The sequence below is a fragment of the Nonomuraea sp. NPDC050451 genome (assembly GCF_044458585.1).
On record NZ_JBITHZ010000046.1, the window covers coordinates 38,891 to 59,687 of the forward strand.

At 69.1% G+C, this 20,797-nt stretch carries 22 protein-coding genes; 11 read left to right on the top strand and 11 right to left on the bottom strand.

What is annotated here, in order from left to right:
- Positions 1–5 precede the first annotated feature (5 nt).
- Entirely contained in the window at positions 6–869 is an 864-nt protein-coding gene (locus ACIBI9_RS59325; RefSeq protein WP_397236560.1) for a LysR substrate-binding domain-containing protein, read from the bottom strand.
- Between the two features lie 170 nt (positions 870–1,039).
- On the opposite strand from ACIBI9_RS59325, the gene ACIBI9_RS59330 reads away from it, so the two are divergent.
- Both ACIBI9_RS59330 and ACIBI9_RS59335 read left to right on the top strand, forming a co-directional pair.
- On the top strand, positions 1,040–2,407 hold the full coding sequence (locus ACIBI9_RS59330) for an MFS transporter (protein ID WP_397236562.1): 1,368 nt from the start codon (positions 1,040–1,042) through the stop codon (positions 2,405–2,407).
- A gap of 71 nt (positions 2,408–2,478) precedes the next feature.
- Positions 2,479–3,606 (top strand): NAD(P)/FAD-dependent oxidoreductase, encoded by a 1,128-nt coding sequence (locus ACIBI9_RS59335; RefSeq protein WP_397236564.1) that lies wholly within the window; start codon positions 2,479–2,481, stop codon positions 3,604–3,606.
- A 9-nt stretch (positions 3,607–3,615) separates the two neighbouring features.
- Here ACIBI9_RS59335 and ACIBI9_RS59340 read toward each other — a convergent pair whose 3' ends face one another.
- Entirely contained in the window at positions 3,616–5,130 is a 1,515-nt protein-coding gene (locus ACIBI9_RS59340) for a CHAD domain-containing protein (RefSeq protein ID WP_397236566.1), read from the bottom strand.
- A 227-nt stretch (positions 5,131–5,357) separates the two neighbouring features.
- Between ACIBI9_RS59340 and ppk2 the strand changes: the two genes are divergently transcribed.
- The 6 genes from ppk2 (at position 5,358) to ACIBI9_RS59370 (ending at position 10,708) form a co-directional block, all read left to right on the top strand.
- Positions 5,358–6,275 carry a polyphosphate kinase 2 gene (gene ppk2, locus ACIBI9_RS59345; RefSeq protein ID WP_397236568.1) on the top strand — a complete coding sequence of 306 codons (918 nt, stop codon included), beginning with the start codon at positions 5,358–5,360 and terminating at the stop codon, positions 6,273–6,275.
- Positions 6,276–6,317: 42 nt separating this feature from the next.
- A complete protein-coding gene (locus ACIBI9_RS59350; protein WP_397236570.1) occupies positions 6,318–7,007 on the top strand; it encodes a carbonic anhydrase in 690 nt (229 codons plus the stop codon).
- 154 nt (positions 7,008–7,161) lie between these two features.
- Complete coding sequence (locus ACIBI9_RS59355; RefSeq protein WP_397236572.1) at positions 7,162–8,460, top strand: MFS transporter; 1,299 nt, start codon at positions 7,162–7,164, stop codon at positions 8,458–8,460.
- Positions 8,457–9,287 carry a carbohydrate deacetylase gene (locus tag ACIBI9_RS59360; RefSeq protein WP_397236574.1) on the top strand — a complete coding sequence of 277 codons (831 nt, stop codon included), beginning with the start codon at positions 8,457–8,459 and terminating at the stop codon, positions 9,285–9,287. Before ACIBI9_RS59355 ends, ACIBI9_RS59360 begins: the two co-directional genes overlap by 4 nt.
- Before the next feature lie 429 nt (positions 9,288–9,716).
- Positions 9,717–10,259, top strand: a complete 543-nt coding sequence (locus tag ACIBI9_RS59365; RefSeq protein WP_397236576.1) for an SET domain-containing protein — start codon at positions 9,717–9,719, stop codon at positions 10,257–10,259.
- Positions 10,247–10,708: a hypothetical protein gene (locus ACIBI9_RS59370; RefSeq protein WP_397236578.1), complete on the top strand. Its 462-nt coding sequence runs from the start codon at positions 10,247–10,249 to the stop codon at positions 10,706–10,708. The genes ACIBI9_RS59365 and ACIBI9_RS59370 overlap by 13 nt, the downstream gene beginning before the upstream one ends.
- A gap of 7 nt (positions 10,709–10,715) precedes the next feature.
- Here ACIBI9_RS59370 and ACIBI9_RS59375 read toward each other — a convergent pair whose 3' ends face one another.
- The 9 genes from ACIBI9_RS59375 to ACIBI9_RS59415 all read right to left on the bottom strand — a co-directional run bounded on the left by ACIBI9_RS59375 (position 10,716) and on the right by ACIBI9_RS59415 (position 16,457).
- Positions 10,716–10,991 carry a hypothetical protein gene (locus ACIBI9_RS59375; RefSeq protein WP_397236580.1) on the bottom strand — a complete coding sequence of 92 codons (276 nt, stop codon included), beginning with the start codon at positions 10,989–10,991 and terminating at the stop codon, positions 10,716–10,718.
- A 68-nt stretch (positions 10,992–11,059) separates the two neighbouring features.
- Positions 11,060–11,443 (bottom strand): hypothetical protein, encoded by a 384-nt coding sequence (locus tag ACIBI9_RS59380; protein ID WP_397236581.1) that lies wholly within the window; start codon positions 11,441–11,443, stop codon positions 11,060–11,062.
- A 16-nt stretch (positions 11,444–11,459) separates the two neighbouring features.
- Entirely contained in the window at positions 11,460–11,666 is a 207-nt protein-coding gene (locus tag ACIBI9_RS59385; protein ID WP_397236583.1) for a hypothetical protein, read from the bottom strand.
- A 94-nt stretch (positions 11,667–11,760) separates the two neighbouring features.
- Positions 11,761–12,408, bottom strand: a complete 648-nt coding sequence (locus ACIBI9_RS59390) for a TetR/AcrR family transcriptional regulator (protein WP_397236585.1) — start codon at positions 12,406–12,408, stop codon at positions 11,761–11,763.
- A gap of 71 nt (positions 12,409–12,479) precedes the next feature.
- Positions 12,480–12,872, bottom strand: a complete 393-nt coding sequence (locus ACIBI9_RS59395) for a carboxymuconolactone decarboxylase family protein (RefSeq protein ID WP_397236587.1) — start codon at positions 12,870–12,872, stop codon at positions 12,480–12,482.
- The gene (locus ACIBI9_RS59400; protein WP_397236654.1) at positions 12,865–13,728 is read right to left on the bottom strand and encodes an SDR family NAD(P)-dependent oxidoreductase; all 864 of its coding nucleotides are present in this window, start codon (positions 13,726–13,728) and stop codon (positions 12,865–12,867) included. Before ACIBI9_RS59400 ends, ACIBI9_RS59395 begins: the two co-directional genes overlap by 8 nt.
- A gap of 5 nt (positions 13,729–13,733) precedes the next feature.
- The gene (locus ACIBI9_RS59405) at positions 13,734–14,969 is read right to left on the bottom strand and encodes a cytochrome P450 (RefSeq protein ID WP_397236589.1); all 1,236 of its coding nucleotides are present in this window, start codon (positions 14,967–14,969) and stop codon (positions 13,734–13,736) included.
- Positions 14,970–14,983: 14 nt separating this feature from the next.
- Complete coding sequence (locus ACIBI9_RS59410) at positions 14,984–16,258, bottom strand: NAD(P)/FAD-dependent oxidoreductase (RefSeq protein WP_397236591.1); 1,275 nt, start codon at positions 16,256–16,258, stop codon at positions 14,984–14,986.
- A 1-nt stretch (position 16,259) separates the two neighbouring features.
- Positions 16,260–16,457, bottom strand: a complete 198-nt coding sequence (locus ACIBI9_RS59415; protein WP_397236593.1) for a ferredoxin — start codon at positions 16,455–16,457, stop codon at positions 16,260–16,262.
- A gap of 1,289 nt (positions 16,458–17,746) precedes the next feature.
- Between ACIBI9_RS59415 and ACIBI9_RS59420 the strand changes: the two genes are divergently transcribed.
- Genes ACIBI9_RS59420 through ACIBI9_RS59430 form a run of 3 tightly spaced genes read left to right on the top strand, consistent with a single transcriptional unit; the run spans position 17,747 to position 20,728 of the window.
- A complete protein-coding gene (locus tag ACIBI9_RS59420) occupies positions 17,747–18,712 on the top strand; it encodes a hypothetical protein (RefSeq protein ID WP_397236595.1) in 966 nt (321 codons plus the stop codon).
- Positions 18,713–18,763: 51 nt separating this feature from the next.
- Positions 18,764–19,681 carry a hypothetical protein gene (locus ACIBI9_RS59425; RefSeq protein WP_397236597.1) on the top strand — a complete coding sequence of 306 codons (918 nt, stop codon included), beginning with the start codon at positions 18,764–18,766 and terminating at the stop codon, positions 19,679–19,681.
- Positions 19,682–20,728, top strand: coding sequence for an ImmA/IrrE family metallo-endopeptidase (locus ACIBI9_RS59430; protein ID WP_397236599.1), 1,047 nt, complete (start codon positions 19,682–19,684; stop codon positions 20,726–20,728).
- Positions 20,729–20,797 lie beyond the last annotated feature (69 nt).

The following is a 20,797-nucleotide window of genomic DNA, read 5'->3' on the forward strand; positions in this document are numbered from 1 at the left end:
AAAGGTCAGAACAAGTCGGTGAGGGCGTCCTCGAGGACGTGCAGCGCGGCGTCGTTGGCGGCGCGCCGGCGCCGGCGTTCCACCCAGTAGACCGCCCGCTCGGGAGGGTTCTCGGCCAGGGCCGCGGCCCGGCAGCCGGTCTTGGCGGTGAGGTCGGTGACCATGAACGAAGGGACGAGGGCCCACGTGCCGGGCGCGCGCAGCACGGGCGCCAGCGAGTGGGCCCTGGTGACGGTGTGGGCGGGTTTCCTGGGCAGGTGCCGTTCACGCCACAGGTCGTAGTCGGGCCCCCACGGCAGGTAGATCTCGTCCCGGCCGGCCAGCTCGCCGAGGGTGATCCCGCCCGGGCCGAGGCCGGGCTTCTGCTCGCGGAACACGGCGACCATGGGATAGCGCGCCAGGACGCGGACGCGCAGGTCGGTGTGGAAGGGCTCGTAGAAGACGAACGCCACGTCCAGGTGGCCCGAGACCACCCGGTCGCACAGCTCGCCACCCCTGCCCGTCTCCAGCGTGAGGTGCAGCCGGGGCGAACGGCTCAGCAGCTCCGACACCAGCGGGTCGAGCAGGTAGATGTTGATCGCGTCGGAGCTGCCCATGGCCAGGGCGGCCTCCTGGTCGGCGCGGATCCGCGCCGCCTCCCCGACCAGGTGCTCCCACTGCTCGGCCAGGTCGAGGTACCGTCGCCCGGCCGGAGTCAGGCCGACGCCCTTGGTGCCGCGGGCCCGCAGCACCAGCGTCTGACCGAGGCGCTTCTCCAGGCAGTCGAGGCGGTAGCTGACCGTGGACTGCGAGGCGTGCACGATGCGCGCCGCCTGAGTGAGACTGCCCGACCGGGCGATCGCCAGGAACGTCTCTACTTCCTCGATCACGAACATCGTCCAGAAATCATCAATCGCTTCGATATTTGATGTCAAGAAATTCGACGTGACGGACATATGCCCCCGGTCCTAGCTTGGGGTTCATCGCTGCGGCACCTGAGCGTCCGCCGATGTTCGCATCCCCCACGCAGCAGGCACGACCTGCGTAAGGAGGTGAGGTCGTGGGCCCCAAGATCCCTCTGGACGACCTGCCGACTTCTCCGTTCCACCGGAAGGTGGCCTTCGTCGCCGCCGGAGGCCCCTTCTGCGACGGCTACCTGCTCGGCATCATCACCGTAGCGCTGCCCGCCGCCTCCGCCGAGCTCGGCCTCGGATCCGCCTGGAAGGGGCTCATCGGCGCCTCCGCCCTGATCGGCATGTTCTTCCGCGGGCTGGTCTTCGGCCCGCTCACCGACCGGCTGGGCCGAAGCGGCATGTACCCGCTGAACCTGCTGGTGTTCCTCCTCTGCTCGGTGCTGCAGTTCTTCGCCGGAGACGCCTGGCAGCTCTTCGCGATCCGGCTGGTCATGGGGCTGGCGCTGGGCGCCGACTATCCGATCGCGACCGCGCTGGCCACGGAGTTCCTGCCGCGGCGGATGCGCGGCCCCGCCCTGGCCTCGCTGGTCCTGGTGCTGTGGGTCGGCTACACGATGAGCTTCGTCGTGGGCTACCTGCTCGCCGACCTCGGACCGGGGGCCTGGCGGTGGACGCTGGCCAGCGCCGCCGTACCGTCGCTGGTCTTCCTGCTGCTGCGGCTGGGCACCCCCGAGTCCCCGCGCTGGCTGCTCAGCGCCGGGCGGACGGAGGAGGCCCGCGCGATCGTGGCCAGGCACCTGGGCCCGGACGCGGACTTCGAACAACTCGTGGCCGAGACCCGCGCGGCCGCCCCGCGCAAGGGCGTGGGGCTGAGCGCCATCGCGGAGCTCTTCCGCCGCGGGTACGGGCCCATGCTGGTCTTCTGCGCCGTCTTCTGGGCCTGCCAGGTGGCCCCGTCGTTCGCCGTGAAGACGTTCCAGCCGCAGCTGCTGACCTCGCTCAACGTGGGCGACGCGCTGGCCGCCAGCGTGCTCATCCAGTCGTTCGCGATCGTCGGCACCGCCATCGGGCTGCTCGTCGTCAACTCGCTCGGGCGCAGGACGCTGCTGCTCGGCTCCACGGCGATCTTCACGGCCGCCCTGCTGCTGCTGGGGCTCAACCCGTGGCCGGTCAGCGCGGTCATCGTGACGCTGTTCATCGTCTTCAACCTCGCCGAGGCCGCCGGCTCCGGGCTGCAGTTCGTCTACCCGAACGAGCTGTTCCCCACCGAGTTGCGCGGCACCGGCATGGGGATCGCCACGGCCCTGAGCCGCCTCGGCTCGGCCGCCGGAACCTTCCTGCTCCCGGTCACCACCGACCGCTGGGGCCCGTCCGCGGCGCTGTTCATCGCGGCCGGCATCGGCGCCGCCGGGCTGCTCGTGTCGTGGCGGATGGCGCCGGAGACGCGCCATCTCGGCCTGGCCCAGGCCAGCGGCCAGGCCGCGCGGCGCACCGCCGAGCATCACCCCCTATGACCCGGGCGACCGCAGCGAACCCGCCGCCTCCCGCTCCCCGTCCTCATCGCACACCGAAACGGAGCACTCCCATGCAGACCGTGTCCTCCTGCCGCCGCGTCGCCGTCGTCGGAGCCGGGATCATCGGCACCGCCCTGGCCAGGCAGCTCGCCTTGCGCGGCGCCGAGGTGACCGTCATCGACCGGGAGGCCCCCGCGGCGGGAGCGACCAGCGTCTCTTTCGGCTGGCTCACCAACCAGACCTACTTCCGCAACGGCACCTCGCTGTCGGACGCGTCCTCGCGCCACTACTTCGGCCTGCACCGGCTCGCACTCGGCGCCTGGCGGGCGCTGCACCACGCGCTCGGCGACGCGCTGGGGGTGCGCTGGCACGGCGCGGTGCAGCTCGCTCCGGCTCAAGGCGAGGACCGGAATCTGCTCGAAAGCGACCTCGGCAGGCGGCTGGCCTGGGGCAGCCCGTCGTACCGGATCGACGCCCGCCAGGCGTGCACGCTGCTGCCCGGAGCCGTCGTCGCCGACGACCATGAGGGCTTCCACACCCCCGACGAGGGCTCGGCCGACCCCAACGCCGCCGTCGCCGCTCTGGTCGAGGCCGGCGAGGAGCTGGGCGTACGATACGTGACCGGCGCCGAGGCGCTGTCCGTGGAGGGCGATCGCGGCAGGGCCACGGCCGTCGTCACCAGCGCCGGACGCGTCGAGTGCGACGAGGTCGTCATCGCGTGCGGAGCCGACTCCCCGGCGCTGCTGGCTCCGCTGGGGACCGACGTGCCTCTGGCGGAGTCGTACGGGTCGATCGTGCATCTGACGCCGGTGCCGCTGTTCCTCGGGCCGGTCCTGCTGTCATCCGACGTCCACGTGATCCAGCGGGCCGACGGGCGGGTGGTCGTGGCTCGCCATTACTCCGGCAGTCCCGTCGGCGACCCGGACGGGCTCGACAGCGAGCGCCTGTACGCCGACGTGGCCGCCGTCCTGCCCGCGCTCCGCGACGCCTCGATCGAGAAGGTGACGGTGGGCCGCAGGATCGTCCCGGCGGACGGCCTGCCCGTGATCGGGCACAGCCCGCTGTACTCCAACGTGCGCAGCGTCACCACCAACGCCGGCATCACGCTGGGGCCCGTGCTCGCCCAGCTGATGGCCACCGAGGTGCTCGACGGGGTACGCGTGGACGTGCTGGATCCGTACCGGGTCGACCGCTTCTGACTGGCCCTTTCAGGCTTTCATCGCGCGCAAGTGCACGGCGCTCTTGGCGGCGTGCCTGCGGGCAGGTCTGAGATCGCGCACCGCCTCGGCCGCCGCGCGGCGTTCGGCGCCCAGCAGGAGGCCGAGGGTGAAGGCGTCGGCAGTGGACAGGTCCGGCTCGGCGGCGATCTCCATGAGCCGCTGCCTGGCAACGACCGCGTCCTGGTGGCGGCCGAGCGTCTCCTGCAGATCCTCGGCGCGTGCGGCGAGCTTGGCCGCCGGCTTGCCGAGCGCGGGCGCCGCGGCTTCGGCGGTGTAGCGGGCCCGTTTCGCCGCTTTGCGGGTGGAGTGCAGGGCCCGGTCGCGCTCCTCGCCGTCCGGCAGGCGCTCGGCGTGGGCGTACTTGTCCAAGGCCTTGCACCAGCTCCTGGCCACCAGACGGGCCGACTGGCGACGGGCCTTCTTCCCGGCCCTGCCGGTGAAGGGCGGGTCGGCGATGAAGGCGTCGAGCGCGGCCAGCAGGGCGAAGTAGCGCGGAGTCGACAGCGTGCGCTTCAGCGCCTGCCGGGCCTTGCGCTCCCGGGCGGCCAGTTCGCGCGGCCAGCCCGGCGTGCTCCCGGGTGCCGGCTCGCCGGTGAGCCCGCGGTCGAAGCGGGCGTTGAGCACCTCCAGGTCGCGGACGTCGCCGAGCTTGTCGGCCAGCCACTTCAGCTCGGCGTCCAGCGCTCGCGTCGGAGCGGGGTCCAGCAGGCGGGCGTGCGTACGCAGGAGGCTGCGGACGCGACGGACGGCCACGCGCATCTTGTGCACCGAGTCGTCGTCGTGGTCGGCCAGCCGGACCAGCGGGTCATAGGTGAGCAGCTGGTCGCGCTGCCGCTCCAGGTAGTCCGTCACGACCTCGCCCGCGGTCCGGGCGGCGCGCCTCGGCGGCCGGGCGAGATCGTCCCCCAGGACGCGGTGCAGCTTGGACGGGCCCGCGGCGGGCACGGCACCGGCCGCGTGCAGGGCCGGCTCGAGCGCGTCCAGCAGGTCCGGCGTGCCTTCGACCAGCTCGATCTCCACCTCGTGCCAGGACTCCGAGCTCGGCGCCTCCCCGCCCAGGCGGCGGCCGACCACCCTGTCATCGGCGAGCTCCGCGACCACCCGGCCGTCGCGGTCGCGCAGCCGGCACGTCGTGCGGTCGGGCTCCACGGTGGCGACGGGCACCAGCTCCTGGCCTCTGACGTGCGCGGCGATGAGCCTGGCCAGCCGGGCGGGCACGTGGTGGACCCCGGCGCCCAGCGGCCCACGCACCTCGCGCCGGGCACTCTTGGCCGCGGGCAGCTTGAGGTGCCAGCCCTCGTCCTGGCCGCCTTCGCGGCGGCGCAGCGTGATGCCGTGCGCGGCCAGCGTCAGCGCCGGGGTGTCGACGTAGTCGGCCACCAGCCGCCAGGTACGGGGCTCGTCCGCCACCACCGGCGCGTCCGGGCCGGTGATGTGCCCGATGACGAGACCTGCGCCGCCGTCGACGTCGTATTTACGCTCGATCTCGGTGTGCTGCGACATATCCCTTCCTCCGTGGCGACGGGAAACAGGGGAAACGAATCCCCTGCCCAGCTTGGCCGCGGCAAACTCAAACAATGTCGCTCGCATCGCCCCGGCGGCCGACAGGTGAATTTCCAGGGGTGGGGGATTAATTCGCGGCCCCTGGTCAAGGGACGGGGCATGGATGCGAGCACCTTATTGCCGGCCGTCGTCGGGGTCGCCGCGGTGATCCACCTCATGGCGGCCAGATGAGCAGCCCGTACCGCGAGCCGGACGAGCTGCTCGACACGACCTCCGGCCTGTGGGTGGACGATCAGGACGACGACGAGCCGGTGCTGATGCGCTCCGACGGCCGGCCGGTCGACACCTGGCGCCAGCATTACCCGTACGACTCCCGCCTGCCCCGCGATCGCTACGCGCGCGAAAAGCGGCTGCTGCAGATCGAACTGGTCAAGCTGCAGTACTGGATCAAGGACACCGGGCGCCGCCTGGTGGTGCTCTTCGAAGGGCGCGACGCTGCGGGCAAGGGCGGCACCATCAAGCGTTTCATGGAGCACCTCAACCCCCGCGGGGCGACCGTCGTCGCGCTGGAGAAGCCCAGTGAGCGCGAATCCGGCCAGTGGCACTTCCAGCGCTACATCGCTCACCTGCCCTCCAAGGGAGAGATCGTCCTGTTCGACCGCTCCTGGTACAACCGGGCCGGCGTCGAGCGGGTCATGGGGTTCTGCAGCGAGGAGGAGTACCTGGAGTTCGTCGAGCAGGTGCCGCGCCTGGAGAGCCTGCTGGTGGAGTCGGGCCTGCACCTGGTCAAGCTCTGGTTCTCGGTCTCGCGCGCCGAGCAGCGCACCCGGTTCATCATCCGGCAGGTGGATCCGGTCCGGCAGTGGAAGCTGTCGCCGATGGACCTGGCCTCGCTGCGCAGGTGGGACGACTACACCCAGGCCAAGGAGGACATGTTCCTGCACACCGACACCGAGTCCGCGCCCTGGACGGTCATCAAGAGCAACGACAAGAAGCGCGCCCGGCTGGAGGCCATGCGTCACGCGCTCAGCCTCTTCGACTACGAGGGCAAGGACCACGAGATCATCGGCGAGCCCGACCCGCGCATCGTGCTCTCGGCCGCCGACATCTTCGACGAGGACCACGTCCGACCCGAGCAGGTCTGACCTCTCCTCGCCAACGAAGTCAGCATACTGCATACTGCATCCATGACACAGAAGATCATGAATCGCCGCACCATGTTGGGAGTCGCCGGGCTGGTGTCCGGCGGACTGCTCTTAGACGGCGGGGCGGCACACGGCCTCGCCGGGCTCGCCCGCCGGCCCGCCGCCCCCGACCAGGCCTGGGCCGAGCTGCGGGAGGGCAACCGGCGCTGGGCCGCCGATGCCGCGATCCACCCCCGTCAGGACCTCGCCAGGCGGGCCGAGGTCAGCCGGCGGCAGGAGCCGTACGCGGTGGTCGTCTCCTGCATTGACTCCCGGGTGGCTCCGGAACTGGTCTTCGACGCGGGGCTCGGCGACCTGCTCGGCGTGCGCAGCGCCGCGCAGACGCTCGACCCCCTCGTGTCGGGCGCCGTCGAGTACGGGCCGGTCGAACTGGGCACGCCCCTGATCGTGGTGCTCGGCCACCAGCGCTGCGGGGCGGTGACGGCCGCCGCGCACGCGCTGCATGAGGACACCGCGCTGCCCGGCGACCTCCAGCGCATCGTCGAGGCCCTCCGCCCCGCCTACAAGAGCGCCCGCGGCGACGTGGACAAGATGATCAGGATCAACACCGTCCAGGCCGTGGCCAGGCTGAAGGCCGGCAAGCTGCTCGCCCCGCGCATCGCCCGCGGTCGGCTCAAGATCGTGGGTGCGTACTACTCGCTCGACACCGGGCAGATCACCCGCCTCGTCTAGGCCCACCCCCGTCGGCCGACGCGCGTTCTTGGCCATTGACACGATGGGCCATTTGTCTGCATCTTCTTATGCGCGCGCAGGAGGTGATCGAGTGGCCCAGCCAGGTACGGCCCCGGCCCAGGGGCGGACCCCCACGTGGCGCTACGCCATCGGGATGTTCGGCACCTCCATCCCGATCAACATGATCAAAGGGTCGATGATCCTCTTCTACGTCGACATCCTCGGGCTCGACGTACGCGCCTACGGTGCGGTCATGGTGATCTACGCGGTCATCGACGCGCTCGACAACCCGCTGCTCGGCCACCTCTCCGACCGCACGCGGAGCCGGTTCGGCCGGCGCCGGCCGTGGCTGCTCGTGGGCGCGCCGATGCTGGCGGCCTGCATGATCGGGTTCTTCTCCGCGCCGACCTCGCTGCGGGGCGCCGGCCTCGTGCTCTGGTTCGCGGTTTTCGCGATCCTTTGCGAGGCCTTCGACTCGATGCTCAACGCGAACTACGGCGCGCTGCTCCCCGAGCTGTACCCGAGGGAGCGCGACCGCGCCGTGGCCAACGGTCTGCGCCAGGGCTTCCAGCTCGTGGCACTGGTGATCTCGCTCGCGGTGACCCCGTTGCTCACGACGGGCGTGTTCGGCACCGAAGAATCCACCCGGGGCTTCCAGATCACAGCGATCATCTATGGAGCCGTCGCGCTCGTCGTGATCGTGTTCATGGCGCTCGGCGCGCGCGAGAGTCCCCGCTACTCCACGCGCGAGCGGCCGCGGCTGCTGCCCAGCGTGTGGTCGATCGTGCGCAGCCCGATGTTCTGGACGGTCGGGCTCACCGGCGCCTGTTACGGGATCGCCATGGCGCTCGTGCTCGCGGGCATCCAGCTGTACGTCCGCTACTCGCTCGGGCTCCCGGTCGGGAACGCGCTCTACCTTCAGGGCATCGTCATCCTCGTCGCGGCGGGCGGCCTCGTCGGGTGGACGCGCGTCGTCGCCCGCCGCGGCGCCCTGTGGACCTGGCGGCTGGCCTTCGCGGTTCTCGCGGCAAGCTTCGCGGCCCTGTTCTTCGCCACCGACCTCGCCACCGCGATCGCCGCGGGGGTGCTGGTCGGGGCCGGGTGGTCGGGAATGCTCGCGACGAACGACCTCATCGTCGCGCGGGTGCTGGACGCCGACGCCGCGCACAACGGGGAGCACCGCGAAGGGCTCTTCCTGTCCGCGTTCGGCTTCTTCGCCCGGCTGAACGGGATCGTGACCGGTCTCGCGCTCACGTCGCTGGGCGTGTTCTTCGGCTACAACTCGGGCGACGACCCCGGCACCGACCCCGGGCTCGCGTTCCGGGTGTATTTATGCGTGTATCCGTTCGTGCTGACGACGATCGGCGCGGTCGCGGCGCGACTCGTCTCGGTCCCGCTCCAGCCACAGCCCTCCGGGCCTGTGGACGAGCGGGACGCGGAGCGTCCCCGATGACCCGCCGCGTCGTGATCACGGCCGACGACCTCGGCCGTGAGCCCGGGACGACCGAGGTCATCGCGGCACTGCTCGCCGAGGGACATGTCAGCGCGACGACGCTCATCTGCGTCTCGCCGACTGCGGAGCAAGCCGCGAACCGGGTCCGGGAGCTCGGCGTCGTGCCGCGGCTGCACGTGACGCTCACGAGCGAGCGCGGGCTCCCGCGCTGGCGGCCCCTCAACGGCGCGGAGAGCCTCGTCGACCCGGACGGGACACTCAGTGACAATCCGTGGGTTCTCGGAGCCCGCGGCGAGGCCCGGGAGGTCATGCGGGAGGCCGACGCACAGCTGCACTGGATGCGCGAGCATGGCTCCACGCCTGAGGCGGCCGACTCCCACGCCGGCACCCTGTACGGCCTGCACGGCAGATCGTGGCTCGCCGAGACGCTCGAGTGGTGTGCGCGCCACGGCCTCGCCTTCCGGCTGCCCCGTGACCCGGAGCCGTACTTCGGCGGCCCGCTCCCCCCGCAGCTCGCGGCAGCGCACGAGCGCGCCGTCGCCCTCGCCGACGCGCTCGGCGTGTCCATCCCGCAGACGATCGCGACCAACCGGCGCGGCGCACACGATCTCGGCGCCTACGAGCGGCTGCGCGACGACTACCTCCGTCGGCTCGCGGCCCTTCCCGAGGGCACGAGCGAGCTGTTCCTGCACCCCTCCCGCGAGGACGCGGTCACGGGACCGGACGGCATCGTGCGGACGTGGGAGGCGCGGCTGCTGCGTGACCCGGTGTGGCACAACGCCTTCGAGAGCGAGGGAGTCGAGGTCGTCGGAGGCTGGTGGGCCTGACCCGTGAGAGGCCGGCGCTCGCGGAGGGAATGCGCACAGATCGGAGAGATGTTGGCGCCCACGTGGATCACGTTCCGCTCGTGGGCCGAGGCGGCCTCATGGCCGAGTTGCGCTCGGCCGTCCGCGAGGCGGCCGCCGGGACCGGCGGAGCGCTTCGACCGCGACCAAGCTCCCTACCTGCGCTACTTCAACCACAAGATGAAGCGCGAGGCACTCGTGCACCTCATCATCGAGCAGCAGCAGCGCGCCCGAGCCCAGTGGCCGGACGGCGCACCTGCCCGCCGCCGTCCTGGCCCGCATGCTCGGCATCCACATCACGGTGGCCGTCACCTGGCAACGCGCCTCCGCTGGCGACTGGACCGCCTACGCGGCCGAAGTCAGCCGCCGAGCCCCACAGTGACCGCACATCTGGAGGAGAACACAGCCACGATGAGCACCTTTTACGCGACTGAATGCTGGCTCACGCCAAGCGCCGAGACCAAGCCCTCATCTATCCAGGGGATCGGACTGTTCGCCATCGAACGGATCCTTGAGGACGAGGTCGTCATGCGACTCGGCGGAAAGCTGATCAACGATGAGACCTTGGCCTCTCTCGCACCGCCCTACAGCAGCCTGACCGTCGAGGAAGGACTGCACCTGCTTCTCGACCCCGCCCATCCGGTGCGCTACGGCAACCATTCGTGCGACCCCAACCTCTGGCACCGCGACGCGACCGACGCGACCACCGTGATCGCCCGCCGCGACATCAACCCCGGCGAAGAACTGGCCATCGACTACGCCACCCACACGGGCGTTAAAACCTGGTCGATGACCTGCCACTGCGGCAAACCCCTCTGCCGCGGCACCGTGACCGGCAACGACTGGCAACTCCCTCAACTCCAGGCCGCCTACGGAACCCACTGGAGTCCGCCCCTACTCGATCGCATCATGACCGCCACCAGACAGAGGCATTCGGACCGTTGGAATACCTGACGTCGCCAGAGGCTGTGTTCAACGAGGACGTCGTTCGCCACTACCAAGGGTTCCTCGACCGCCGCCGCCAGACTCGACCACTCGACGAATATCGCCCGATCGACAAGGAGGAGTGGCTCGATTTTGAACAGCACTTCGACCAGCGCAAAGTCGAACTGGGAGGATGCGCCCGCCCCTACGCAACCTCTTGCCAGCATGAACACGCCTGCCTGAGATGTCCCATGATCAACATAAACCTGAGGATGCTGCCCCGACTCGATGAGATTGAAGTGGACCTCCTAGCCCGCCGGGCCCGGGCCGAAGCCGAGGGCTGGCTCGGTGAGATCGAAGGCATCGACCTCACTCTCACCTTCCTCCGGCAGAAACGAGACCAGACCCGCCGACTCGCCAAAGTCGCCCCAATCCATCTCGGCATGCCAGGCCTGCCCCCGCCCAGGGCACAGACGTGATTCGCGATCAATACGGCACGATCAAGCCGAGCTCGCGGAGTCGGGCGACTGCCATCGACAGACACAGCGCGGCGCTCGCGCCGTCGGCACGCATGCCCGCCTCCAACGGACCGCCGCTCGCCGCGAAGGTCCAGGAATGCTGACCCTCTGCCAGCCGTTCGGCATCAACCCTGAGCATTGCATTGACACCCTGCTCGGCGAGCCACTCCAAGATAAGCAGGGCCGCGTCCTCGATGCCGCCGTCTTGGTCAGCCTTCGACCATCGGCCTTTCCGCCCGGTCACGACGCGATCCTATCGACGAGGGATCGCCATGGACCTGATCGCCGCCAGGGTCGCCAGAACCCGATGAACTACAGGTCGCGGTAGTCGTCCTTCAATACACCCCACACGCCCACCGTCATCCCATCAACGACGCCCTCGATCTCGTAGACGATCGCGACACCTTCACGGAACTCGCGAGGTGGCAATTCATGAGGCAGCAGGCCCGCGAAAACCTGATCGATGATCTTTCGGACTCGGTCAGGTGCGGCTCTGATACGGCCATCAAGGATCGGCAATCGGCCATACAGCCGACCTCCCCGCACCTCGAACGGGTGCTGCACGCTCCAGGTGATCTGCCTGGCGTCGTCTGCGCTCACCCCGCTGGCTACCAGCGTTGCGTTCATCGTCTCAGCGGCCGCAGCCAGGACCGCTGCCGCCCGGGATTTCAGCTGCTGGATCCAGCTGACGGTCAAGCACCGTCCGCCTCCCCTATGAGATCGCCCAACTGGAGACCGACTGCCTGGACAAGGACGGCGAGCACTGGCAGTTGCGCTGGGACAACGGCAACGGCCTGCGCAACGGGCGCCTGCCTTTCTTGGCGCCCTGGGTGATGACGAGGCGGACGGCGATCTCGGGAAGAATGAGGTCCTGCTCGCGCAGGTGCAGGGCCATGGACAGCATGGCTGGGTCGGTCATCGTGGGCGTGACGACCATCGCTGATGGCAGGGCTGGCAGCGCTGTCCACTCTCGGCCCGACGGCCGGCCGCCGACTCGGTCGTCCACGCTTCACTCACCCATGTGCGTCACGCAGTACGGTGCTGACCATGCGCTCGACGAAGTTGGTGAGGTCCTGCGGATCGTGCTGTCCGAAGGCGGAGGTCCACAGGGCGAAGCGGCCGAAGATCGCGGACCATACGAGCATGGCGATGTGTTCGGCGCCGTCCGGCCAGTGCATTCCCTCCTCCTCGCACGCGTGGATGGCGTCCAGCCATTGTTGCCACAGCTGCCGGGCCGGATGGACCTCGGTGGGCTGAGCGAACCGTGAGGAGTCGTGACCGAACATCAGGCGGGTGACACCGCGTTCGGCGCGGGCGAAGTCGCAGAAGGCGTTGGCCTGGACGCGGAGGCGTTCGCCAGCGTCGGCTCCGCGAGTGGCCGCCTGGGAGTCGGCGTCGCGCATGGCGGCGACGACCCGCTGGTAGCCGTCCTCGGCGACGGCCTGAGCGAGTTGGTCTTTGTCGGCGAAGTGCAGGTAGAGGCTCTGGGCGGCGATGCCGACCTCGCGTGCGACCTCGCGGAGGGACACCGGGAGGGCGGTGTCGGTGAGCTCCCGATCGAGCAGTCGTGCGACGGCCGCCAGGATTTCCGCGCGTAGCCGGTCCCCTTGGCCGCGGGGGTTGCGCCGGCGTGTGGTCGTGGTGCTGGTGTCCTGGCTCATGTGTTCATTCTCCTGCGTTTTCCTTGCTTCGCGGATTCCCGGTCGTGTCCGGGAATCCGCGAAAACGGCGGCTAGGCCTCCTTGAGGGCCTGAGTCGCGGAGGCCATGGCCTGGCCGGCGGCGGGGAGGCCGATGTAGGGGATGGTCTGGATGACGGCTTCCAGAATCTCCTCTGGGGTCAGCCCGTTGGAGAGGCCGCCCAGCACGTGGTTGCGGATCTCCCACTGATGACCCTGGGCCATGAGCACGCCGAGGGTGACCAGGCTCCGGCTGCGCCGGTCCAGGCTTGGCCGCGCCCATATCTCGCCGAAACACTGCTCCAGCGCAAGCCGGGCCACCACGGCTCCGGAGCCGTCACCGTCCGCGACCGCGGCCATGTTCTCGGTGAGGAACGTCTCGCCGAACATCTCCCGCACGACCTGCTCGCCGGCGGCCCTGCGGTTCCCTGACGCGCTGCTACTCATTGTTGTCCTTTCCCTGGGAACCGGCTATCCGGGGGAGCATGGCCAGCACGGTGGCTGTGGTGGTGCCCGCGTCGACGGGCAGTACGGTGCCGGTGATCCACCGGGATTCCGCACTGGCCAGGAAGAGAACCGCCCAGGCCAGGTCCCAGGCGGTGCCCTCGACACCCAGCAGGTTGGCCGCGCGGCGGATCCGCCGGCCCTCCTCGCCGCCGTGGTCTCCGATGGGGGTGTGCAGGTGACCGGGAACCAGGCAGTTGACCCGGATGTTGTCCGGTCCCCAGCTGTAGGCGAGGTCAACGGTCATCGACTGCAGCGCGCCCTTGCTGGCCGCGTACGCGCCGCTGCCGAAACCGCGCAACGCCGCGATCGAGGAGATGTTGACGACGGAGCCGCCGCTGCTGCGGACCAGATGGGGATGGGCGGCGCGAGCCACCTGCATGGCCGCGGTGACGTTCAGGGCGAAAACTCGGTCCCAGCCCGCGCGGGTGGTCCCGGTGATATTGCCCTCGCCGCTGATGCCGGCGTTGTTGACCACCACGTCCAGGTGTCCGGCTCGGTGGGTGAAGTCGTCCACCGCGATACGCGCGGCCTGCTCGTCGGTGATGTCCGCAGTGAGTGCGACGGCCTGGCCGCCTGCGGCCTCGATGCGCTTGCGGGTGTGTTCGGCGCGCTCGTCGCTGATGTCGACGACGCCGACGGTGGCGCCCTGGGCGGCCAGCAAGATCGCCGTGGCGGCCCCGGTGCCCAGGAAGTCACCCGAGCTGCCGGCACCCGTAACCAGGGCGGCCTTGCCCGCCATCCGCTCGCCGCGGCCGTCGGCGTGCCCGCCGATCTCGAACTCCGGGCGGCTCGGCATGCTGCTCACCAGGTCACCGGAAGGGACTTGAGCCCGTAGACGATGGAGTTCTTCTTGAAGGGAAGCTGGTCCTGGGCGACGGCCAGCCGCAGGCCGGGAATGCGCTCGAACAGCCGCGGCCAGGCCACCTGCATCTCCACCCGCGCCAGGTTCTGCCCCAGGCACTGGTGGGAGCCGAAACCGAAGGCCACGTGGTGGCGGGCGCCGCGTCCGATGTCGAGCTTGTCGGCGGGGCACTCACCCTCGCCGGTGCCGAAGGCGCGGGGATCGCGGTTCCCGGCGATCAGCGAGACGATGACGCCCTCACCCTTGCGGACGAGTTGCCCGCCGATCTCCACGTCCTCCGTCGCCACCCGCCGCGGATCGGTGGAGACGATGCTCCAGTAACGCAGCATCTCTTCGGCGGCGCTGGGCGCCAGCTCGGGGTGCTCCCGCAACCGATCGCGCTGGTCGGGGTTGAGCAGCAATGCCACGGTGCCCAGGCCGAGCATGTTCGCGGTGGTCTCGTGCCCGGCGCCGACCAGGATACTGACCAGGACGGGCATCATCTCCGGCGCGAACCCGTCCGGGCCGGTGTGATCGGCCAGCAGTCGGCTGACCATGTCATCGGCCGGTTCCCGGCGCTTGCGCTCGACCAAAGACGTGTAGTACTCGAATGCCTCACGCTGGGTACGCGCGCGCTCCTCATGGCTGACGTCCAGGTCGGTCCCCGCATTGGCGTGCTGCTGGAACATCTCGTGGTCCTCGTAGGGGACGCCCAGGATGATGCAGATGGCGCGGGAGGGCATCGGCAGGCAGAAGTCCTGGATGAGATCGACCGGTCCGCCCTTGGCAAGCATCGCGTCGATCAGCTCATCGGTGAACTCCAGCAGTTTCTCGCGCATCGCCTGGGTGCGCTTGACGCTGAACTCCTTGGTGAGCATCTGCCGCAAGCGGGCGTGCTCGGGGTCGTCCAGCCGCAGGAACATGCCGCCTTCATGCTCGCGCTGGTTGGAGTGGACCAGCGGGAAAGCGAGGTTGCGCACGTCCGCGCTGAAGGAGGGGCTGGACAGCACGGCGCGGATGTCCTCGTGCCGGGTGGCGAGCCAGTGCTGGGAGCCGTCCCAGATGGTGACCTTGTGCAGGCCGCCGGTCTCGCGGAAGTCGGCGTACTGCGGCGGTTCGCTGAAGGGGCAGCTGCGCGGAGCCGGGAAGAACGGTGCTTCCCCGGCGGAGGTGGTCTCGGGCGTGGTGGTCGTCATGTCGCCTTCCTTGATCAAAGAGTTGACGCCGCGGCGGTGGGAACCGCCGCTGCGGATGCAGATGCGGGCCAGGGGGCTCGGTCGAGTACGGCCTGCCGCCAGGTGCGCAGGGCCCGGGCCATGCCGTTGCCCAGCACCCCGTCGACCTGGCGCGGTCGTCCGTCGGCGTCGCGGTGGCCGTAGACGCCGACGAACCGGCCTTCCTGCAGGGAGCCCTCCACGGCCGTGAAGGCCATCTGCCGTCCGGTGGAGCCATAGGACTGCAACTTCAGGTCGTACTGGTCGGACCAGAAGTAGGGCAGTGTGGCCGGGGCCGGCTCAGCGCCCATCAACGCCGCACCGACCGCGCGGCCCTGCTCGGTGGCCGCGAGCCGGTGCTCACTGCGCAAGTGGCGCCCGGTCACGGGATCCAGCCAGGCGGCCACGTCGCCGGCGGCCCAGACACGGTCGCCGGCCCGGCCGCGGGCGTCACACAGCACCCCTTCGACGCCGTCCCGCTCCCGGCTGCCCAGCGGCACCCCGGATCCTCTCAGCCAGTCCACCACGGGCCGGGCGCCGACCGCGATCAACACCGTGGACGCCTCGACCACGGCACCGTCGTCGAGGACGACCCCGACGGCCCGACCGTCCGCCGCCAGCACCTCGGTGACCCCCTTGCCGCAACGCAGGTCCACCCCGGCGGCGTGGTGACGGGCCTGCAGCAGGCCGGCCACCTCCTCGCCCAGGACGTTGACCATGGGGAGTGGGAGCGGGTCGACCATCGTCACCGGCACTCCCATCCCCCTGGCGACCGCGGCCGCCTCCGCGCCGACGAATCCGGCGCCCACGACGACCAGCCGCCCGCCCCTGCCGAGCGCCTTACGCAGCCGCAGGGCGTACGGCAGGTTGCGCAGCACCTGGACACCGGACAGGCCCGCGCCCAGGAACGACGGATGCACCGCCTGCGCGCCGGTGGCGATGACCAGCGCGTCGTAGTGGATCTCCTTGCCATCGGCCAGACACACCTTGCCGGCGGCCGGCTCCAGTCGCACGACGGCGGTGCCGGGCAGGTGAGTGACCTGGAGGGAGTCCCACTGCTCTTGCGGGCGCAGCAGCAGCCGTTCGACCTCCCACTCACCCGCCAGCAGTTGTTTCGACAGGGGCGGACGGTCATAGGGCAACCCCGGCTCTGCGTCGACCAGCGTCACCTCGCCGCTGAAGCCGCGACGCCGTACCTCCTCGACCACCGCCAGCCCAGCGGCCGAACCGCCGACCACGACGAGCCGGCGAAGCCCTTCAGCGGCCTTCACGTCAGTGTTCCTCAATGAGGATCGCCGCGGCCGGGCACACCTGCGCCGCCTCCCGCGCGAGGGAGTGCTGCTCCGCCGGGGGTTCGGCGTCCAGCAGGATCACGATGCCGTCCTCGTCCCGCTGGTCGAACACCTCCGGTGCGACCAGCACGCACTGGCCCGCGCCACAGCATTTCGCTTCGTCAACGGTGATTTTCATGTTCCTTCGGCCCTCCCTGGTGACGCTCCAGCAGGCGTTGCCGACCCCGCTTGCCCTTACAGGTGTCACCTTATTGCTGTCAGGTTAACTCCGTAAGCTGACAAGCGCAAGGCTAAAATCGGCAAGGCCGGGGAAGTCGCCAAGCGCGCTCTGCGCCTGCCGAAAATCACGTCCATGCACGTCAGGCAGACCATGCATCGCATCCGAGGTCTACTGCGAGCCATCCTGCCTGCGGACGCAAATGACCAGGCGATGGCTGCTCGGTGGTTGCTCGCACACGTTCGACCCGCCGTGAAGTTCGAGCTCACCACGCGAGCCTGGCCCCAGACAGCCGCGCCGAGATGGGGAACAAATGACACAAAGTGCCGATGGTCAAGAACGCATGGTTGCTCGGTGGTTGCTCGCGTGTACGCGATACAGCACGGCACACGTCAGCACAGACCGACACGACGACGGGGATAATTCCTGCCACGGCAATACAAAACAGCACTCCGCGGCACTGAGCGGCACCAATCGAGCCGACTCATAATCCGTGGGTCGTGGGTTCAAGTCCCACCCGCCCTACTCACCAATACCGCGTTCGACCTGGGGTTTCTCGGTCCTCGTCGGCCTTGAGCCTCGTTGTTGATCATGGTTGGTTGCTCGGTGGTTGCTCTTGTGTACGGACCGTGTATCGCGGTAGATCATTTAGACCGCTAACGTCACAACAGACCTCGCGGACCATCAATGGAAGACCAAGCCGGAATGCCCCAACGGCTTCCCCCTCAAGCCGTAGTACACGGACGTTCAGATCTTGCACTCAGCGAACCTCGCGCCGAGCGCCACCTCCCAACCAAGCAGATTTTCCGTCCGCTGGCTCGCCAATGCCAGCAGAGCCCGCCCGCCAGGGCACCCGGCCATAGACAACAGCCGCAGCTTCGACGGCGACGACTGCCGGGGGCTACGTTGCGCGCGTCCCAGCTGTCAGCACAGACGCGCCATGCACCAGCGCCGAAGCCGAGCCCGCCCCGACGCGACCCATGCGCCACGCGAAGACGCCGCGACACGCCCGAGCTTTGCGATGCCAAGGGCATGAGCAGGCACTTCTCGGATAATCACCGCCTGTGATTGCACACCTGCGGCCGCACTTCTAGCCTTGAACCACAATATGTAGTAGGGCCACCAGCACGACCCTCTACAAGTTGTGGTTGGCATGCCTGGACTCTGCCGTTGAAGCATCCGTTCCTCGCCTGCCGTTACGCGTCCTGTGAGCTACGGGTTCGCACACCTACGACGATGACGAGGCGACCATGGCGTCTGGCGAGCTGGCAACCGGCACGATTGCCGAAGCTGCCCTGGTAGAGCTGAGCGAGGGGCAGCCAGGTCCGGCGAGCGTGACGCTTCTGCAGCAGTTGGGACGGCAATGTACGCGATCTGCACGTACCAACTTCCCGCCGCCCGAGGGCCACAGCGGTTGGAGTGACGATGCCGTCGACCACCTGCTCGCCGACATGTTCGCACGGGAAGAGCGCGACCATCCCGGACAGGGACACAGGTTCCTTCTCAATTGCTACCTTCGGGCTACAGATGGACCGTCCCTGGAACGGCTACTGCTGGCCACGATCGAGAACTTCCTCAAGGACCAGGCCAAGGGCACCGCACGGGGCCAATTGCGGCGAAGGCTGCAGACGCTCTTCGAAGGCGGCGAGCGGTTCCAACCCGTTGACGGCGATCGGTGGATGCTGGCCAGCGGGCCGGTTCGGATCTGGCAGGGCGACCTTGACGCCTTGGAGCGCGCCGCTTTCGGCGTGCGGGGTGTGGAAATCACTCGGTGGAACCATGCCGGCATGACTCCCCGTGTGACTAGGGACGCCTTGCTGACGGTGGCCGAGGCGATCCTGGAGTCGGCTCAGGGGGCTGTCCGTCTTGAGGATCTTGCTCGGGTGCTGCAGGAGCGCTTTCGGTTGCTTCGCGAGCCGAGCTTCGTGTCCTTCGAGGATCAACTCGATCAGCCTGACGGCGTGGACGTGGTCGATGTCAACGTGCGGGCGCGTGAGCTGTACACGCTACTGTCGCCGCAGGAACGCCGACTGGTACTGCTCCTGGGCAGGCGGGGTCGGTGGAAGGAGGCGCTCGGAACTGGGCAGGCCAGGGCTGGTGTGATTGGTGATGCGCTCATCGAGCAGTTGCGCCTGGCTACGGTGGATGACGCCGACCATGACAGGGTGGTGCTGGCGTTGGTGGAGCTGTGTGGCGGACTCGACGACCCGGATTAGGTCGTCTGTCAATAACGACAGAAGTGGCGCCAGGTCGAGCGGAGGAGCAGCATGTCGTCGGTGGGACGAGATGGAGAGCAGGGACTGGGTCGGCTCGTGGCCGCGGTCAGCGCGGTTCGAATATCCGACGAGGTCCGCGCAGCGGTGCGAGCCGAGCCCGGTGATCCTGCCCCAGCCCAGTTGTGGCGGGCTCGTTGGGGTGAGATCGTCGAACTGCTGCTGATCACGGAGACGGACGTTTCGGTCGTCGCCATGCCGATCATGCTGGATGACCGCGTCGCCGACGCACGGACACTCGTATTGACCTCTGATCAAACCTCTCTCGCCGTTACGCTGGCGGTCTGGACGGATCTAGCGCGCCGCCTTCCCATGCATGTCCTTGACCATCAGATCGGAACCGTCGCCGTGGACGTATCGCGGTCCGGGTGGGAGACCGACGCGATCGCCGGAGGCGCTCGGTGCGGCAGTGACCCGGTCAGCGCGGCCGATCCCCGACATGCAGTACGGGCCAGGCTTAAGGACGCGATGCATGAGTTCACCGAAGCCAAGTGGGCCCCCTCAGGGTCTGGAGATCTCGCTCGGCTGATGGCTGCGGCCTCCCTCAGCCCGCAACGGTTGATCGACGCGATGGGCATCTCACCACAGCGGGCGCTGGCGCTGCGGCGGGGACAAGTCGCCGTAGACGATACGGAGGCGCGGGCGCTGGCGCCGCTGCTGGGCATCACCGAAGAGGCGGTGTTAGAGGCCAACGCCTCGCCTCCTGCAGGGCTGGTGGTGCAGATGAGCAGACCACGTCGCCGCGCACAAGTCCTGCGACTGGCGTGGAAACGAGGCATCAGCGAGCACAGCGCTTGGCTAGCAGCGATATACGGGGTAAACGCGCAAGCCGCGCGCCAGACCGGCCAGTCTCAGGCCCCTGCGTGGGAGGAACAGATCGACCGCTACTTTCAGGTGACGCTGGAGAACTGAATGCCGCTCGTGCTTCGTGAGCTGATCATCGCCCAGGTGGCGGCAATGACGCGCGTGCTGGAGCAACTGTCCCCCGGAGCGGCCGCACGGCTCGGCGCCGACCCCTTCGCCACCTTATCGACCTTCACCGATCTTGAGGTGCGACTGGTGCCCGAGGTCGAAACCGCTGCCCGTTCGGGCAACGCGAGGTGCAGTGTGGCGGGGGTGTACATCCATGATGCGGTGCCGCCCATCCTGGGCGTGGCCGTCTCCGCCAGCGCCGGCCGCCGGGCCTTCACCGTGCTGCACGAGTTCGGTCACCATCTTCAACAGGACCAGCCCACGCTGACGGGCGTGCTGTTGGATCAGCCCGACGGCGGAATCGCTCTGGAAGACGCGGCGTGCGACGCCTTCGCCGCCGAAATCCTCCTGCCTGCCTCGCTGGTCGACCGATTCATCGGGACGCGCGGCCCGACCGCCGATCAGATCGTGGATCTCTGGCAAGCGTCAATCGCCTCAAGAGCCGCCGCCTGTGTCCGGGCAGCACAACGCCTCTCGAGCCCGGGCCACATCGTGCTCCTCGACGAGGAAGGCAAGGTGTCCTTCGCCTCCGCTGTCGGTCTCCCGCCGATTGCCCGGGGCAGTGTGCAGAGCGACATCGGCACCGTGCGCGAAGCCTTGGCCGGCTCCGGACGCGCCGCTGGACGCACCCGGGTGCGCTACCGCGACGGCATCCAAGGCGATGAACTGCACGCACAAGTCGTACCGATGGGCGGCTACCTCCTGCTGGTGGCGGTCACCGACCGCGCGCCGTGGCTGAACTTCGCGACTCCCTCCCCCGCCACTGGACCGGTGGCCCCCGGCTGGGTGTGCGAACACACCGAATGCGGCCACGAATTCACCTCGTTCGAGGCCCCATGCAGGACCTGCGCACGCCCGCGCTGCCCCGAGTGCCAGAGATGCCAGTGCCCTCCCCGGGTCAGCGAACAAACCTGCTCGCGCTGCTTCCAGCGCCTGCCCGCCTCGATGTTCACCGCGGGATCAGCATCCTGCTCCGAATGCTCCTGAGATTTCTCTGTCCAGCGTGCGGCGAGAGGCCAATTAGGTCGTCTGTTCCTGGTGTGAGGCCGATCGTAC